Source organism: Aestuariivirga sp. (assembly GCF_965227715.1).
Lineage (GTDB): Bacteria > Pseudomonadota > Alphaproteobacteria > Rhizobiales > Aestuariivirgaceae > Aestuariivirga.
Map to the genome: position 1 here is coordinate 2,440,722 of NZ_OZ245771.1, position 17,150 is coordinate 2,457,871.

The 17,150-nt window shown below is 64.4% G+C and carries 11 protein-coding genes; 3 read left to right on the plus strand and 8 right to left on the minus strand.

What is annotated here, in order from left to right; translation table 11 throughout:
• Positions 1-24 precede the first annotated feature (24 nt).
• Both ACO06F_RS11505 and ACO06F_RS11510 read left to right on the plus strand, forming a co-directional pair.
• Positions 25-423, plus strand: a complete 399-nt coding sequence (locus tag ACO06F_RS11505) for a PTS sugar transporter subunit IIA (RefSeq protein ID WP_421692897.1) — start codon at positions 25-27, stop codon at positions 421-423.
• Positions 420-704, plus strand: coding sequence for an HPr family phosphocarrier protein (locus tag ACO06F_RS11510; protein ID WP_421692898.1), 285 nt, complete (start codon positions 420-422; stop codon positions 702-704). The genes ACO06F_RS11505 and ACO06F_RS11510 overlap by 4 nt, the downstream gene beginning before the upstream one ends.
• 184 nt (positions 705-888) lie before the next feature.
• Here the strand turns inward: ACO06F_RS11510 and ACO06F_RS11515 are convergent, their stop codons facing one another.
• From ACO06F_RS11515 to ahcY, 8 genes are all read right to left on the minus strand, one after another.
• Entirely contained in the window at positions 889-2,574 is a 1,686-nt protein-coding gene (locus ACO06F_RS11515) for an LTA synthase family protein (RefSeq protein ID WP_421692899.1), read from the minus strand.
• 157 nt (positions 2,575-2,731) lie between these two features.
• Positions 2,732-3,052 (minus strand): thioredoxin, encoded by a 321-nt coding sequence (trxA, locus tag ACO06F_RS11520; RefSeq protein WP_421692900.1) that lies wholly within the window; start codon positions 3,050-3,052, stop codon positions 2,732-2,734.
• Between the two features lie 69 nt (positions 3,053-3,121).
• On the minus strand, positions 3,122-6,475 hold the full coding sequence (gene addA / locus ACO06F_RS11525) for a double-strand break repair helicase AddA (protein ID WP_421692901.1): 3,354 nt from the start codon (positions 6,473-6,475) through the stop codon (positions 3,122-3,124).
• Entirely contained in the window at positions 6,472-9,474 is a 3,003-nt protein-coding gene (gene addB, locus ACO06F_RS11530; RefSeq protein ID WP_421692902.1) for a double-strand break repair protein AddB, read from the minus strand. The genes addA and addB overlap by 4 nt, the downstream gene beginning before the upstream one ends.
• Positions 9,475-9,477: 3 nt before the next feature.
• Complete coding sequence (locus ACO06F_RS11535) at positions 9,478-10,194, minus strand: nucleotidyltransferase family protein (RefSeq protein ID WP_421692903.1); 717 nt, start codon at positions 10,192-10,194, stop codon at positions 9,478-9,480.
• Positions 10,191-11,696 (minus strand): tRNA (adenosine(37)-N6)-threonylcarbamoyltransferase complex ATPase subunit type 1 TsaE, encoded by a 1,506-nt coding sequence (tsaE, locus tag ACO06F_RS11540; RefSeq protein WP_421692904.1) that lies wholly within the window; start codon positions 11,694-11,696, stop codon positions 10,191-10,193. The genes ACO06F_RS11535 and tsaE overlap by 4 nt, the downstream gene beginning before the upstream one ends.
• Positions 11,697-11,701: 5 nt before the next feature.
• Positions 11,702-14,086, minus strand: coding sequence for an ATP-binding protein (locus ACO06F_RS11545; protein ID WP_421692905.1), 2,385 nt, complete (start codon positions 14,084-14,086; stop codon positions 11,702-11,704).
• Between the two features lie 95 nt (positions 14,087-14,181).
• Complete coding sequence (ahcY, locus tag ACO06F_RS11550) at positions 14,182-15,591, minus strand: adenosylhomocysteinase (protein ID WP_421692906.1); 1,410 nt, start codon at positions 15,589-15,591, stop codon at positions 14,182-14,184.
• A gap of 134 nt (positions 15,592-15,725) precedes the next feature.
• Between ahcY and ACO06F_RS11555 the strand changes: the two genes are divergently transcribed.
• Complete coding sequence (locus tag ACO06F_RS11555) at positions 15,726-17,147, plus strand: protein adenylyltransferase SelO (RefSeq protein WP_421692907.1); 1,422 nt, start codon at positions 15,726-15,728, stop codon at positions 17,145-17,147.
• The last annotated feature ends 3 nt before the right edge of the window (positions 17,148-17,150 follow it).

Here is a 17,150-nt window from a genome sequence, read left to right on the forward strand (position 1 = left end):
AGAGCGCGGAGTGTTGCTACCACCATGATCGGACTCGTCCTGGTCACCCATGGCCGCCTGGCGGAGGAGTTCCGTTCTGCCCTCGAGCATGTGGTGGGCCCGCAAACGGCGATTGAGACCATCGCCATTGGCCCCGATGACCGCATGGAAAACCGCCGCGCCGACATTGCCGATGCGGTGGCCCGCGCCAACAGCGGATCGGGCGTCATCATCCTCACGGATATGTTCGGCGGCACGCCCTCGAACCTCGCCATCTCTCTGCTGGAGATCGGCAAGGTGGAAGTGGTGGCCGGGCTGAACCTGCCGATGCTGGTGAAGCTTGCCCGCATCCGCAAGGATTATGCGCTGGACAAGGCCGCCACGGCCGCCCAGGACGCCGGCCGCAAATACATCAACGTCGCCAGCCAGATTCTGGGAGATTGACGGTGACGGACACAGTTGCGGCGCGTGAGCTTTCGATCATCAACCAGCGCGGCCTTCATGCGCGCGCTTCGGCCAAATTCGTGAAATGCGCCGAAGGCTTCAAAGCCGATATTTCGGTAAGCCGCGATGGCATGTCGGTTCCCGCCACGTCCATCATGGGCCTCATGATGCTGGGTGCCGCCATGGGCACATCCATCGCCGTTGAAGCCAAGGGCCCGGATGCGGAAGCCGCACTCGAGGCTCTGGCGCAACTGGTCGCCAGCAAGTTCGACGAAGAATGAGGGTTTAGGGCCCCCTTTGGTCTCACGCATGATCAGCGGGAGATCTGCGCTCCAGACGTTCCGTCACCCCAGCGAAAGCTGGGGTCCCGCTCTGTATCAGCATGTGCACAAAAAAAGTGGGATGCCAGCCTTCGCTAGCATGACGGTGCGCGATGGGAGAAGGGGCTGAACAATCCCCCGACCCCTACTGCGGATCCTGCGCGAAAAGCTGGTTCTGGATCACCGCCTCCGCCGGGCGCAGGACGGGGTCTTCCGCTTCGCGGCATTTGGAATCGACGAAGTTGAGATAGCGGTCCGGCACGGGCTGGCCGATCCAGTCGAGCACCAGAGGCGAGAGACAGTAGAGGGGGCGGCCATGCATGTCTGCCGCCAGTGACTGGGTCTCATGGCCATTGCTCGCAATGAGTAGCGGGATCTGGTGAAGGCGCGGATCGCTTTCGGACTTCATGCCGTTCTTCCACTGGTGCAGGCGAAGGCCTGGCAGATGATCGCCGAAGAGGACGAGCACATAGGGCCTTCCCTTTGCATCAAGCTCGCGCTTGAAGCCCGCCAGCGCATGCGCGGCGCCGTCCAGCCGCGTCCGGTAATCATGGACACCCTCATGGCCCTCGGCGTCTGACGGGTCCGCCTCATAGGGGCCATGGGTCTGCACCGTCACGATGAAATTGAACTGGGGCTTATCGCCTCCCGCACGGTCCAGAACGGACTTGTAGAGACCTTCGTCCGTCGGCCAGTCATTGGGCTGGATGGTGAGATTCATCTCATCCATGCTGACGAAGTGGCCGAAGCCCAGCTTGGGGTAGATCTGGTCGCGCAGCCAGAAGCGCCGCGTAAAATTGTGGAAGGCAGTTGCCGCATACCCCTTCTCCGCCATCAGGTGGGGAAGACTCCGCGCGCCGTCCGTGATGTATTGCACATAGTGCTGATAGGGGATGATGCCGTCCTGGAAGGTCTTCACGGGAATGCCGGTGAGCACCTCGAATTCGGCATTGGGCGTTGTGCCGCCATAGACGGGCGAGACCGCCATGCTCTCGGTGAAGCCCGCCTGTTTCAGCTGGTCGAGGGGCGATTGCGGATCGTTGGGGTCACGCCACCAGGCCTCGCCCAAAATAATATAGACATCTGGCACGGGGCCTGCAGCCGCGACGGGCTTGGGCGGCGGCGCGTTCAAAGCTTCCAGCGCCTGCTTCACTTCGGCTTGCGTGTATGTCTTGAGGCGGAGGCCCGCCATTGAGAAATAGAGGTGCGTGCCAAGGCCGTTCATCCGCTCGCTCTCGGCCTGGCTGAAGGTCAGGTTCTCGATGCCGATCCAATAGGCATTGTCATGGATCCATTTGGACACGGGCTCGAAGCGGTAGGTGGAAAGCAGGCCCACGCAGAGCAGCGCCAATGGCAGGCTCCACCAGCGGAAGCGCAGGTTCCAGGCATACCAGACCGCGGCGGGAATGATGGCGGCACCCAGTACCCAGTGATACCAGTGCACATAGCTGAGGAGATGGACCGACTGGCCCGCGAGAAACAGGTCGCTGACCTGAAACGGCTCGCCCGTCGAGCTCCGCTTGATCGAGGACAGCGTGCCGACGAAGAGCAGGCTCGCCGCCATCATGGCGCCTGCGGGCAGGAGCCTTGCGAAGGCAGCGAAGACACCCAGCATGACCATGGGTGCGAGCATGCGCGAGAACCAGAAGTGCCACAGGCTGCGGCCGGTCAGATATTCCGGCGTCCAGCGGCCGAGAGAGGCTTCAATGATGAGCAGCACGAGATAGACCAGAAAGAGCTGCAGCAGCACCTTCCCCGTCACGCGCAACCACGCCGGCACGGCTATTCCCCTGCCGGCCGGTTTGCCGGCTGCGGCGTCAAAGGTCGTCAATCGCGAATCCTCCCAGTGCGACAGCTTAATGACGGTCTGCTGCCGGGGCCAGTGCTATGACGTGGCACGCGTGGCAGCATCATGGCGAAAGGGCCGCCAAAAACGGCAATGGCCGCCAAAATGGCGGCCATCACAAACACGGTCGGGAGAAGAAAGTTCAGATCGACTCTTCGATCCAGGCCTGGAGCTGGTTCTTCGGCGCCGCACCCACCTTGGTGGCGGCGACCTGGCCACCCTTGAACACCATGAGCGTGGGAATGCCGCGAACGCCGTAGCGCGAGGGCACGGACGGATTATCGTCAATGTTGATTTTTACAATCTTGGCCTTGGGGCCCAGGCTCGCTGCAATCTCCTCGAGCGCCGGGGCGATCATCTTGCAGGGGCCGCACCATTCCGCCCAGAAATCGACGACGACGGGCGTGTCGGACAGGAGAACATCCTTTTCGAAGGACGTGTCGGAGACCTGGAGCGTGGCCATGGGAACCTCTTGGGGGCTGTGGCGGGATTCGCCGTTGAGGAACCAAGGTAGGAGCGGCCCCCCGCAGGGTCAAGGCCGGGACAAGCGCAGGGCCGCCATGCGGTCCAGGAGCGCATCGGGGATCATAAGAAGCCGGGGCGCTTCGGTGAAGATCAGGCAGAAGCGCAAGGGCTTTCCCGGCTCCGTCAGCCGCAGGGCGTCCCGATAGACCGCAAGCTGGATCAAATATTCGGGGTTGCAGCTTTCAGGCGTTTCCGGAACGTCACGGTCAGACTTATAGTCGGCGACCAGAATGCCGCCGGGCGTCACCACCAGCCGGTCGATGCGGCGGCGCTCAGGCGCACCATCGGGCGCGCGGGTGATGAGGGAGGCCTCCGAATGGCCCTCGGCCGAGAGGATTTCGGCAAGCACCGGATGGGAGACCAGCTCTGCTAGCTGGGCCGCAAGCGCCTTGTCCGCCCCGGCCCGGCGCACCGCCGTTTCGATGTGGGTGAGGCGGTCCTCCACCGGCAGATCGGGCAGGTTCTGGAGGATGCGGTGGATGAGGATGCCACGTGCCACCTGGGCTTGCGCACGCCGGCGGGGCTGTGGCGGGGCCCCAGGCGGCGCCGCGCCCTGGACCACCTCCCGCGCGATCCACGCCGGCCAGGGCGGAGCGACTGGTGCAGGCGTGGTATCTGATCGTTCGGCCGCGACCGGGGCGGGCCCCAGGCGCCAGCCCTCGCCATCGGCCAGTTCCTGCATTGCGGGCATCAGCGCGGCCGCAGCGGTGTTGTACCAGCAGGATTCCGGCGGCTCGCGCGGGCCGCGGTAGCCGCAGATATAGAGCTCGTCCCGCGCCCTCGTCATCGCAACATAGAGAAGCCGGCGGTATTCCGCCGTCTCCACATCCTTCTGCGCTGCCTTGAGACGCTTCACGGCCTTCGACGCCAGAAGCTTCGGCACCGGCCAGAGCGGTACCCGGGCATGGCCATCGGCACCGCCGCCATCCAGCATCAGCAGCGGGTCGCTCCGCTGCTGCTCGGAGCTGCTGGTGGTATCGGGCAGAATGACAATGGGCGCTTCGAGGCCCTTGGCGCCATGCACCGTCATCACCCGCACTTCGCCTGCACCCTGCTCCATGTTGCGCTTGATCTCGATCTCGCCCGCCTCAAACCAGTTGACGAAGCCCGCAAGCGAGGTGCCATGCGCCTCCTCATAATCGAGCGCGCGATCGAGCAGCGCATCAATTGCGTCATTGGCTTCACTGCCGAGGCGGGAGACGAAGCGCAGCCGGGCCTTGGCGAGAACCGCCGAAAAGAATTCGAAAGGCCGCGCAGCAGGTGCAGCCGCGATCAGGGGACGGAGCAACGCAACAGCCGCGCCGAACGGCTCATCGTCCTTGCGGCAGAGACTCTGCCACAGCGAGAGGGACCCGCGCCCTGCGGCAACCTCCATCAGTTCATCCTCGCTGAGGGGCCGTGGAAAAACCGGGCTCTTGAGAATGCAGGCAAGCGCGTGATCGTCCTCCGGCATGATGGCGAACTGGGCGAGCGCCACGAGATCGAGCACGGCGATGTTCTCGCCCAGCTTCAGCCGATCGGCGCCCGCCACCGGCACCTGCTCGTTCCACAACGCGCGGATCATCGCATCGAAGAAACTGTCCCGGCGCTTGACGAGGATGAGGATGTCGCCCGCTTTCACAGGCCGTCCACGGGCTGTCAGCATGCGGCGGCCGATCCAGCCCTTGATGGTGCGCGCGAGCTTCTTGGCCAGCCTGCGGCGTGGCGACTGTGCGGGCTCGCGGTCAACCGGGGCCTGCCACGGGTCACGATCTTGCCTCTCGTCGGGCAGGATGAGCGGCCAGAGCTCCACCAGCCCCACGGCCTCGCGCCGGTTCGCCTCATGGTGCCAGTCGCGCGGCCTCTCGCCATCGAGCCCGGTGCGCGCGAGCGAGTCTGGCGCGAAGACGCCGTCCACCGCATCGAGCACCTGTTGGGCGGAGCGGAATGACACGCTGAAATCCACTGCGCGGAATTCCTGCCCTGCCCCTTCAACCTGGGCCTTCACCTCATCCAGTACCTGCTCGAAGACGTTGGGATCCGCCCCCTGGAAGGAATAGATCGACTGCTTGCGGTCGCCCACCACGAAGAGGGTGCGGGGCTTCCGGCCATGGCGGCCTTCACCGGCGAAGAACTCCTCCGTCAGTGAACGGATGATCTGCCACTGCATCGGGCTCGTGTCCTGCGCCTCATCGACCAGCAGATGCTCAATGCCGCCATCGAGCTTGTAGAGAACCCAGGCGGCATCGGGCCTTTCATGCAGCAGCTCGCCCGTCTTGATGATGAGATCATCGAAATCATAGGCGCCGCGCAGGCGCTTGGACTGCTCGAAGCGCCTGACAATGGCACTCCCCAGACGCAGGAGAGACAGCGTGGCGGACAGGCACTCGAGATCGCCCATGCGCCCCAGCGCGTCTTCCAGGCGGGCTTGATCGGGCCGCACCAGATCGTCAATCCAGGGATGGGCGTCATGGGTCGATTTATTGGCCACCCATTTCCGCGGCTCGCACTTGCCCGTGAGAAGCACGGAGCGCAGCTCCAGCAATGTGGCCTCCGGCACGGCCAAGGCAGACCGGATCGCAACAGCTGTATCCTTCTCGCTCTTGCTTCCGCCCTCCAGCAGGCTTGCCAGTTCGCGATAGCGCGTCTGATCGGCATCGAGGCTCTGTGTGAGGCTCTCCCGCGTGAGGCCCGGTTCGAGAGACATGTGAAAGCGCAGCAGGCTCTCGGCCCGCTCCAAACCCGCCTCGCCATCGAACAGCTCGCGGAGATGGGCACGCTTGGAGAGGAGCTGCGTCAGCAGGGCGTCAAATCCGTCAGCGCTCACCCGGTTGGCGACATCTAGCAATGCAGCGCCCGTTTCCGTCTCGCCACCGGTTCTGGCGGCCGCGAGCACGGCGTTCCGAGCATCCTGCAGCAGGGAGAGCGAGTCACGGTCTTCCAGCATGGCGAAATGCGGAACGATTCCGGCTTCCACGGGAAAGAGCTGCAGCACGCGTTCACAGAAGGCATGGATCGTCTGGATCTTCAGGCCGCCCGGTGTTTCGAGCGCGCGGGTGAAGAGCTGGCGGGCGCGCTCCAGCAGGGGGGCGCCGGCATCATGTGCGCCGAGCTTCTTCAGCTCATCGCGCAATGCCCCATCATCAAGTGCAATCCACTTGCTCAAGCGTTCGAACAGGCGGTTTGCCATTTCGGCCGCTGCCGCCTTGGTGAAGGTCAAGCACATGATGCGCGAGGGCTCGGTGCCGCCCAGCATCAGCCGCACCACACGGTCGACCAGCACATGCGTCTTGCCGGACCCGGCATTGGCGTTGACCCAGACGGTTGCCGACGGATCGGAAGCGCGGAGCTGCGCCAGGCTGGCGGCGGGGTTGAGGCTCACGGCAAATCTCCCGAGAGCGTCCATTCCTGGAAGCGCGAGAGATGGTCATAGCTGCTTGCGTCATCCTCCTTCTCCATCATGGCGCGGGGGTAATAAGGCTGGGCGGGGCTGGCATAAGACAAGAGCAGCCGCTCCAACTCCGCCAGATGTTTCAGCGCCAGATCCATGACCGGAAGATCGAGCCGTTTCACCTCTCCCGCGGGATCACCGCCGGTGAGGTGAACATAGGAGATATCGGATGTGTTCAGTGCCGCCACACCCTGGAATCCGCCGCGTGCCAGAATTGCCGCCTGCAGCGTGAGCTGAGATGAAAAGCCCTGCTCCACCTGTTTGCCGGAAGGCGGGGTGCCCGTCTTGAAGTCGATGATGCGCGCCGAGCCATCGGCTTTGAGGTCAATGCGGTCCGCCCTGCAGGTGAGGCTGAAGGCATTGCCGGCAACCATCAGCTCTGTTTCACCCCGGCATTCGGCCACCACGCGCTCAACATCTTCGCGCCACGCCGGCTCCTGTTCCGCGATCCACTGGGCAATGCGGCGGAAACGCGGCCACCAGAAACTGACGAGGCCGGGGTAATCCGCGATCTGCGCGAAGTGGCGGAGGCCCTGTGCTTCGATCTCGCCGGCCACATTCTGTGGCAGGTGCTTTGGATAGGCCGCAAGAAAATCGCCGATCGCACCATGGAAGATAATGCCGCGCCGCGCGGGATCAGGCACGGAAGACACAGGCTTCACCGGTTCCAGCTTCAGGACATAGCGCGCATAGATCGCATAGGGATCGCGCAGCAGTGTTTCGACCCGCGTAACGCTCAGCGCCCTCGGGCGCAGGGCCACGGGCGGCCGGGGCTTCGGCATGCCAATGGGGGTAACGCTTGGCGGCTCCACCAGCTTTCGCGCCAGCTGGGGCCATGGGCTTGCCGTTGCGGTGTCCTTCAGTTTTGCGGTTTCGAGAATCATCAGCAGACGGTGGATCCAGCGTGAGGGCGTTCCGGGGGAATCGCCAATCCGCCTGGACCACAGCAGCTTGACTTCGGCATTGCCGAAGGCCTGCACGAAATCATGGGCGGTCTGGCCGATCTGCGCTTCGGGCTGCTTCATTGCCAGCGCGTCCCGCATCGGGCGGTTGATCCAGGGCCCGCTGTCGGTGGCGCCAGGCCAGGTTCCTTCATTGAGGCCCGCCAGCACCATCACATCCGCCCGGATCAGACGGGCTTCGAGCAGGCCCAGGATTGCCAGCGGTGTGGGATTATACTGCTGGCTGCGCACCGGGAGCCCGTGCAGCCAGTGGCGGATGATGGCGGCCGTACGCGCCAGATCGCAGCGCCGGAGAAAGCGCGACTCCAGCTTCAGGAGATCGAAGGCTTCGCTCAGAACCTCACCACCATCCCCCAGCCAGAAGGCTTCACCCGCCATGGCCTCGCAGGCCGCAGAGAGCCGGTCCAGATGTTCAGCCAGCGTGGCGGGCTGCCCCGTCAAGAGCGGGGCAAGAACGGCGGAGATGCGGCTGCACTGTGCGATGGTGGCTTCCCACTGCTCCTTGCCGACATGGCGCAGGAGGAGGTGCAGGGACCGCTTATCTTCGCCCTCAACGGTCACGCGCAGCGCATGGGCGAGCTTGCCGATCTCCGGCGCGCCCGTTCCGGTGCGGAGGAGCGCTAGCTCGATCAGGCTCGCGTGGTGGCGGGCCTCTGCGGCGGGAACACCAAAGCAAGCAAGCTCATGGCGCAGCAGGGCGGCGAGCGGCTCCGCCGCGAAATTCTGCAGCAGCGCCTCGAGCAGCAGGTTCAAGAGCGATGCGCCGCCGTGGCGGATCAGCGGTTCGCCCGCTGAATCATTGATGGCGATGTTCCAGCGCCGAAGCTCCACCTTCACGCGGCGCGCCAGTTGGCGGTCCGGCGTCACCAGGCAGGCCGTGCGGCCCGGCGTTTCAAGGCACTGGCGGAGGATCAGGCTGGCAGCCAGCGCCTGTTCCTGAATGCTGCGCGTTTCGACAAGCTCCACGCCCCCCATGGCCGCTGCGACGCGCGGCTCCTGCCCTTTGAGCGCGCCGTGCCAGAGATGGGCGGTTTCCGCAGGGCGCATCAGCTCGCTTGCCAGCCAGGCGCGGGGGCCGGGCGCCCCGCCATCGAGTTCACCCACCATCTGGCGCGTTGCGTTAAGGCGGGCGAGAAGCTGCTTCATCCCATGCTGGGGGTGGGTGGGGCCGACGGCCACCCAGCTTGCCTCATCCATCATCTGGTCGAGGCCCGGCAGGATGACGGCACCGTTGGGGAGCCCCGCTATCGCCTTGAGCAGCGTGCAAGTGGCGGGGATCGAGCCCGTGGAACCTGCCGCGATGAAGGGCCTGGTGGTGCGCGCCAGTTCCAGCCGGCGGGCCTCGCGCCGAAGGATGGCGGAGCGCCGGGCCTGCGGGCCCATGGCCTGTTCCGCTGCGAGACGCTGGGGATATTTCTCGCGCGCGATCGCCAGGAATTCGAGGATCGCTTCGCGGTGGCGGGCACTCTCAAGGCCATAGAGCTCCGCGATCTGTGCCACCTGGATGTCTTCGGTCTCCAGCGTATCGAGAAATTCTGCGAGGGATTGCGCGAGGCCCCCTGCCTGATGCGGTGCGGCGGCAATTTCCTGGGCCAAGCGCGTGGCGGGGTGGGCTTCGGCCCATTCGTCAATCAGGTCCATCAGCAGCAGAAGCTGGCCCGGAACACTTACCGGCGTTCCCAGCTCATCCACATCGTGCTCGGGCGCCAGCAGGTCCTCGTCAATATCGCCCAGGGGCCGGATCCGCGGGAGCAGCACGCCGGAGCTGCCGGCGAGGCGCAGGAAAATCTCCTCAAGCTCGCGCACCGCGCGCCGCGTGGGAAGCAGGATGGTCCAGCGTGCCAGGTCCAGAGGGCCGGGCTTCAGTCCATCCGTACACGGAAAGCCTTCGAGGACGGCGCGTGCCAGAAGCTCAAGGAAGGGCTTGTCAGGTGCAATGGTGAAGAGGCGAAGGGTTTGGTCCGCCATCACTCAGGCCTTCAGCGCGTCTTCGGCCTGCGCAATTGCTTCTGGCGTTCCGACATGAAGCCAGCGCCCGGTGTGCTCAACACCGAAGAGGCGGCCTTCCGCGATGGCGCGGTCCCACAGCAGGTTCATCGAGAAGCTACCAGAAGGTGCTCCTTCGAACAGCCGGGGCGACACGAGGTAACCGCCGATATAGGCAAGTGGCGTTCCTTGCGCCTTGGCGCGGCGGGTGAGCCTGCCATCTTCGCCGCGGACGAAATCGCCCGACCCGTCATAGCCTACGGTGCGGTCCAGGGGCGAGAGCAGCAAGAGGCAATCCATGCGCTCATCGTCCCACGCCGCGCGCAGGCGTTCAAGCGCGGGTTCCCCATCATCAACCCAGAAGCTGTCACTGTTGATCACGAAGAAGGGCGCCTCACCCAGAAGTGGCAGGGCGCGGGCCACGCCGCCACCGGTATCCAGAAGTTCGGCGCGCTCATCCGAAATGATGATCTTCGGCGCGGGCTGGCGTTGCGCCCAGTCCTCGATCTGCTCAGGCAAGTAATGCACATTGACGACCGCCGTCTCAACACCGGCAAGGCGCAGCCGGTCGAAGCCATGTTCGATCAGCGCCTTGCCTGCGACTTCGATCAAGGGCTTGGGCCTTGTGAGGGTGAGCGGGCGCATGCGCTGGCCATAGCCTGCGGCCAGCACCATGGCGGAACGCCCTAGCCGCCCCGTCATGGCTGCTCCCGCCGCGCTGCCGGCAGATGGGTGTCGAACCAGCGCTTCAGCCCCGAGAGCCTTGGGTGGGCGAGGTTCCGCTCAAGATAGCGGGAGACACGCGGGATGTGGCGGAGATAGCCGTGCTTTCCGTCGCGTTTCGAAAGCCTGGCGAAGATGCCGAGAATCTTGGTGGCGCGCTGGGCCCCCAGAATCGCATAGGCCACGGCGAAGCCTGCGTGATCGAAATGCGTATGGGCCGCGCGCAGGGCGCAATATCGGTCATAGAGCACATCTGCGAAATCGAAATCGATGTCGACGCGGGCGTCCTGCAGCAGGGAGGCCAGATCATAGGCGGGGTGTCCCAGCAGGCAATCCTGCGTATCGATGATGCCGACGCGCTTCAGACCTTCGCGCTCCGGCAGCCAGAGCAGATTGGGGGAATGATAGTCGCGCAGCACCCAGACCGGCTTTTCGGGCTGCGTGAGCGGCAAAAGCTCTGTCCACAGAGCTTCGAATTCCTGACGCGCCGCCTGCGGGATCTCGCTTCCCTTCACATGCGGCCAGAACCAGGACGGCAGAAGATCCACTTCGATCAGCTGTGCTTCCACATCATAGGACGGCACGCGATAGGTGCCGCCATCGAGCGGCACGTCACGCGGCCAGTCACGGCCCGCCATGTCGGCCAGCACGGTGACGGCGGCACCCATGGGCTCGCGCATGTCGTGGCCCTGCTGCAACATGCGGCCGAAAACACTGCGGCCCAGATCCTCCATCACCGCAAAGCCGTGGGTGAGGTCGAAGGCTTCAGCGCGGGGCGCGCTGTAGCCTTGTGCCAGAAGAACAGTGTTAACCGCGATGACGGCGCGGATATCTTCCGCGAGGTGGGCAATGGCGCTGTAGGGCTTGCCGTCTTTCACCGGCGGGCCATCGGGCCTCGCTGGCATGTCCATCAGGATCGCGGCTTCGGATCCCATATGCAGCGTCTCGTAGCGGCGGAAGGAGGCATCGCCTTCGAGAAAGCGGCGCTTGGCATCTGCCCAGCGGGTACCCGCCAGAAAATCAGTGATCGCCTGATTGCGCGCCAGGGCCTGGGCCCAGGCGCCCGTGGCCGTGATGCTGGCCTCACGCGCTGCTCCGCTTCCCGACAATTCGACCAGCAGCCTGTCCGCCACCGGCCAGTCCAGCATCTTCTCCGGCCATTCGACGGCGAGCACACTTTCCTTTGCAAGGTCATCAAGACCCAGCTCATCCAGCTCTGCAGCAGAGCCCAGGCGATAGAGATCGGCATGGGAGACGGGAATGCGCGTCTCGTCATAGCTCTGGACGAGGGTGAAGGTGGGGCTCGGCACCTCGAGGTCCGGATCATCGCCCAAGGCGCGGATGAAGGCGCGCGCGAAGGTGGATTTGCCGGAGCCCAGATCGCCCATGAGCAGGATCACCATTCCCGGCCTAGCAAAGAGTGCGAGCTCGGCGGCGAAGCTTTCGAGCTGGGTCTGGCTGAAGCGGCGGGTGAACTGCATGGCTCTCAGGCGGTCTTCCGGCTTTCTTGGGAACTGAGCGGGCGCTGTGCCGCTCCCGGCCCATCGAGCGGGAAGGTGCAGAGAACCGTGGTGCCCTGGTTGATCTTGGAGAGGAGCGACACCTGCCCCTCATGCAGCTCCACAAAGCTCTTGACGATGGCGAGACCAAGGCCGGGCCCGCGGTGGCCGCCGGGCACCGGCCGGGACTGGAAGCGGTCAAAGGCCTGTTTCTGGAAATCGGGATCAATGCCGCGGCCATGGTCGGAGACCCAGAGCTGCAGCTGGCCGCGGCCTTGCTTCGCCCCCATGCGCACCGTGGCACCCCGGTCTGAAAAGCCGATGGCGTTGGAGAGAAGGTTGGTCAGGATCTGCTCCACCCGCTTCGCGTCCGCCACGAGCGTGTCGACATCGGCACCCACTTCGATGTTGAGCGTCAGGTCCCGGTCGTCGATGAGGGAGGAGAGCTTTTCGGCCACCGCTTCCAGCAGGGCCGTCACATCCACCCGTTCGAGCTTCAGTTCGAGGGCGCCTGCATCGATGGCGGTCAAGTCGATGATGGCATCGATGATGGTCTTGAGATCGGTCGAGGAGCGGCGGATATCGCGCACATAATCCTGCTGCTTCGGGGTCAAAGGCCCGGCGAGCCCCAGCTGCAGGCCTTCGGCGAAACCCAGGATCGAGGTGAGCGGCGTGCGGATCTCATAGGAGACATTGGAGAGGAACATGTTCTTGAGGCGGTCCGCCGCTTCCAGTGCATCCGCACGGTCACGAAGCGCGCGCTCCATGCGGGCCGAATCCGAAATGTCGGCGAAGGTCAGAAGCGTGTTGCCGTCCGGCAGGGGTACGGCGACGAATTGCAGGACGCGGTCCGAAACATCGATCTTGCCGGTGACGGGTTTGCGCTCCACGTCGAGCCTGGTCACGCTGTAGCGCACTTCGTCCCAGGCGGTTGATTCCGCGGCGAGGCGGCGGCCGTGAACCGCCAGCTCCTCGATATGCGGCTCCGTCGCGAGGAGGGTCGCATCCAGCTGCCAATAACGCGCGAAGGCGGGGTTGAACAGTTTGAGGCGACCATCCGAGCCCAGCAAGGCGATTCCTTCGCCGAGATTGTCCAGCGTCTCGCGCTGGACGCCGATCAATTCATTGTAACGGCTTTCGAGGAGGAGTTCCTCCGTCACATTTTCATAGAGATATGTGACGCCCCCGAAGGGGTGCTGCTCGCAGACCACATGGAGCGTGCGACCGTCCGGCAGGTACCACCAGTTCTCACGGGTTTCGAGGGTTGTATAGGCCTGGAGCTGCTTGGTCTTCCACTCGCGGTAATTTGCCTGTTCGGGAATGCAGCGCTGGTTCCGGAGACGGTCCAGGATCTCGCTGTCCGTCGGGTGGGAGTCGAGCCAGGCGGAGTCGAGCGGCCAGAGTTCGGCATAGGCGGCGTTGTGGAACTTCAGCCGCTGGTCCGGCCCGAAGATCGCGATTGCCGTGTCGAGCTTGTTCAGCGTCGAGGTATGGGCCTTGATGTGACGGTCGAGCTCCTTCTCGGCATGTTCGAGCACCGTCATGTCAATCGCGAAGCCCGCGGCACCGCCAGAGACTGGCACTTCAAAAATATCGAGAACGCGCATGGAGCCTGAGACCACGGCGTGGATCCGGCCCATGCGGCCCGTCGCATCACTCGCACCTGCGCGGTCCAGATTGGCGCGGCCGGCGATTTCCGTTCCCTGGGCCACCGCTGCATCGGCATCAGCCGCATCGACGGCGGCGGCATAGGACTGGTTGACCCAGACGAGCTTGCCATCGGAGCCGCGCAGCCAGACCGGAAGGGGGGCGGCATCAAGAACGGCGCTCAGGCGCTCCACCTGGTTTCCCAGCCGGTGCGCTTCATGGGCGAGCGTGGCGATGTTGCGGCGCTCACCCGCGAGCGGGCGGAAGCGCAGCGTGGCGAGGCCCCCGGCCGTTCTGCCATCGGCCTCCAGCAGATCACCGGCGCGGGACTTGATGGCGATGTTGAAGGGGGTGCCGTCCTGGCGGAGCTCGGCCAGGCACTCATTGAGTGCTGAGGCGGAATCGCGGTCGAGCCAGCTGGCGAAATCAACGAGGGCGGCCATGTCTTCGGGAAGATTCGCGGCGCCATGCATGGAGCCCAGCACCCGGTCCGGCAAGGGGCCACGGCCGTGCCAGATCACCAGCACATGGGCTTCAGCGGAAATGGCCGTTTCGGCCTCGTTCAGGCGGATTTCGAGTTCGGCCACGCGGGCGCGGGCGGCCTGCTCATTGCGCCTGAGACGGCGCAGCGAAACGAGCGCCCAGAGAAAGACGCCCGTGACGGCCAGAACCGCAATGAGGGCGAAGCCATCGCCCGCCAGGCTGTTGCCGAAACCGGCGCCCATGTCTTCTCCGGTCAAAGTGCCGGGATGGCGCACGAATCAGCGCGCCATCCGCCCCGCAAGACATATAGCTAAAGAACCGTTGCGCCGCACCAATCTCAGTAGCGGTAATATTCCGGCTTGTAGGGGCCCTGGGGCGTCACACCGATATAGGCGGCCTGATCGTCCTTGAGCTTGGTGAGCTTCACGCCGAGCTTTTCGAGGTGAAGGCGCGCCACCTTCTCATCCAAGTGCTTGGGCAGCACATAGACTTCGTTCTTGTACTTGGACGTGCCGGCGGCGGTGAAGAGCTCAATCTGCGCCAGGGTCTGGTTGGTGAAGGAGGCGGACATCACGAAGCTCGGGTGACCCGTGGCATTGCCGAGGTTCACCAGCCGGCCCTGCGACAGCAGGATGACGCGCGCGCCGGAGGGCATGTGAATCATGTCCACCTGGGGCTTGATGTTGGTGGTCTTGAAATTGCGGAGCTCCGCCACCTGGATCTCATTGTCGAAGTGGCCGATGTTGCAGACAATGGCCATGTCCTTCATCTGCTTCATGTGATCGACGGTGATCACGTCCTTGTTGCCGGTGGCGGTGACGAAGATATCCGCCGTGCCGACCACGTCTTCCACGGTCTGGACGGCGAAGCCATCCATCGCGGCCTGCAGCGCGCAGATCGGATCGACCTCGGTGACGATCACGCGGGCGCCCGAGCCTTTGAGCGAGGCGGCCGAGCCCTTGCCGACATCCCCATAGCCGCAGACCACGGCAACCTTGCCGGCCATCATCACATCCGTTCCGCGGCGGATCGCGTCCACCAGCGATTCGCGGCAGCCGTATTTGTTGTCGAACTTGGACTTGGTCACCGAGTCGTTCACGTTGATCGCCGGGAAGGGCAGCTCGCCCTTCTTCTGCAATTCATAGAGGCGGTGGACGCCGGTGGTGGTTTCTTCCGAGACGCCCTTGATCGACGCCTTGACCTGGTCGAACCAGCCCGGCTGCTCGGCAATGCGCTTCTTGATGGCGGCGAAGAGATATTCCTCCTCCTCGCTCTTCGGATGGGCGATGAGGCCCGGATCCTTCTCGGCCTTGGAGCCGAGCAAAATGTAGAGAGTGGCGTCACCGCCGTCATCAAGGATCATGTTGGAGGGCTTGCCGTCCGGCCAGTCGAAGATCTTCGCGGTGTAGTCCCAATATTCCTTCAGGCTCTCGCCCTTGAAGGCGAAGACGGGGATGCCGGCGGCGGCAATCGCCGCGGCGGCGTGATCCTGGGTCGAATAGATGTTGCAGGAGGCCCAGCGCACGTCAGCACCCAGAGCCACCAGCGTCTCGATCAGCACCGCGGTCTGGATGGTCATGTGGAGGGAGCCCGAGATGCGGGCGCCGCGCAGGGGCTGGAGGGCCTTGTATTCGGCCCTCGTCGCCATGAGGCCCGGCATTTCGACCTCGGCCATGTCGATTTCCTTGCGGCCCCAGTCGGCCAGCTTGATATCGGCAACGTGATAGTCCTGATGGGCGCGGGTCATGGGCTGTCCTTGCATGTCCTGTTGTTGGCGGGTCCTATAGCAGCGGCACGGGCCCCTGTCCATGAGGACATAAAGAATTCTTTATATCGTGTTAACCGAGGAACTTCCGGCCGTTCCGCCCTATATTACGTGGCATGACCGAGATCCTATTCGACAACACTTACGCCCGGCTGCCCGGCACCATGCATGTGGGGGTGGCGCCCACAGCTGTGAGGGCGCCGCGCCTCATCAAGGTGAATGGTCCTCTTGCCCTCGAGCTGGGGATCGACCCTGCCGGATTGACGGCCGAAATGGCCGTGGGGAATGCGCTTCCTGCGGGTGCCACCCCCATTGCCCAGGCCTATGCCGGGCATCAGTTTGGAAATTTCGTGCCGCAGCTGGGGGATGGCCGCGCAATTCTGCTGGGCGAGGTGGTGGACCGGACTGGCAAGCGCCGCGACATTCAGCTGAAAGGTGCAGGCCCCACGCCCTTCTCGCGCCGCGGCGATGGGCGGGCGGCACTTGGGCCGGTCTTAAGGGAATACCTCGTGAGCGAGGCCATGCAGGCGCTGGGCATTCCAACCACGCGCGCCCTGATGGCGGCAACGACCGGCGAGCGGGTTTACCGGGAGGAGGTTCTGCCGGGCGCCGTGCTGACGCGCGTGGCGGCCAGCCACATTCGCGTGGGGACCTTCCAGTTCTTCGCGGTGCGGAAGGACCACGCGTCGCTTCAGGCTTTGATCGGCCATGTGATCGCGCGGCATTACCCGGAGCTGGCCACGTCGGAAAACAAGGAGCTCGCCCTTCTTGATGCAGTGATGGAGGCGCAAGCGGCGCTGGTGGCGCGCTGGGTGCAGGTGGGCTTCATCCATGGGGTGATGAATACGGACAACAGCTCGATCTCCGGCGAGACCATCGATTATGGGCCTTGCGCCTTCATGGAGGCCTACGACCCCGGCACGGTGTTCAGCTCCATCGATACACATGGGCGCTATGCCTATGCGAACCAGGCGCCGATTGCGCAGTGGAACCTGGCGCGGCTGGCGGAGACGCTGCTGCCCTTTCTCGATGAGAACCGGGAGGATGCGATCCGGATTGCGACGGAGCGGATCGAGGGGTTCCCGGCGATCTACACGCGTTATTGGCTGAAGGGCTTCCGCGCGAAGATCGGGCTTGTGTCCGAGGAGGAAGGCGACCTCGATCTCATTCAGGCGTTGCTCGATGCGATGCAGATGGCGCGGGCGGATTTCACCCTGACCTTCCGTGCACTGAGCACTGGCGGGAACCCTGAGGCTCTGGCCGAATGGCTTCCGGCCTGGCGGGACCGCCTGGCGCGAGACCCGCAGCGTGCGGAGGAGCGGCAGGCGCTGATGCGGGCTGTGAACCCGGCCTATATTCCGCGCAATCACCTGGTGGAGGAGATGATCCAGGCCGCGGTGGAGCGGGGGGACTACGGGCCGTTCGAAGAGATGCTTCGTGTGCTGATGACACCGTATGAGGAGCAGGCGGGGGCGGAACGTTATGCGGAGGCTGCTGCGGAGGGCCAAGGCGTTTACCGGACGTACTGCGGGACGTGAGGT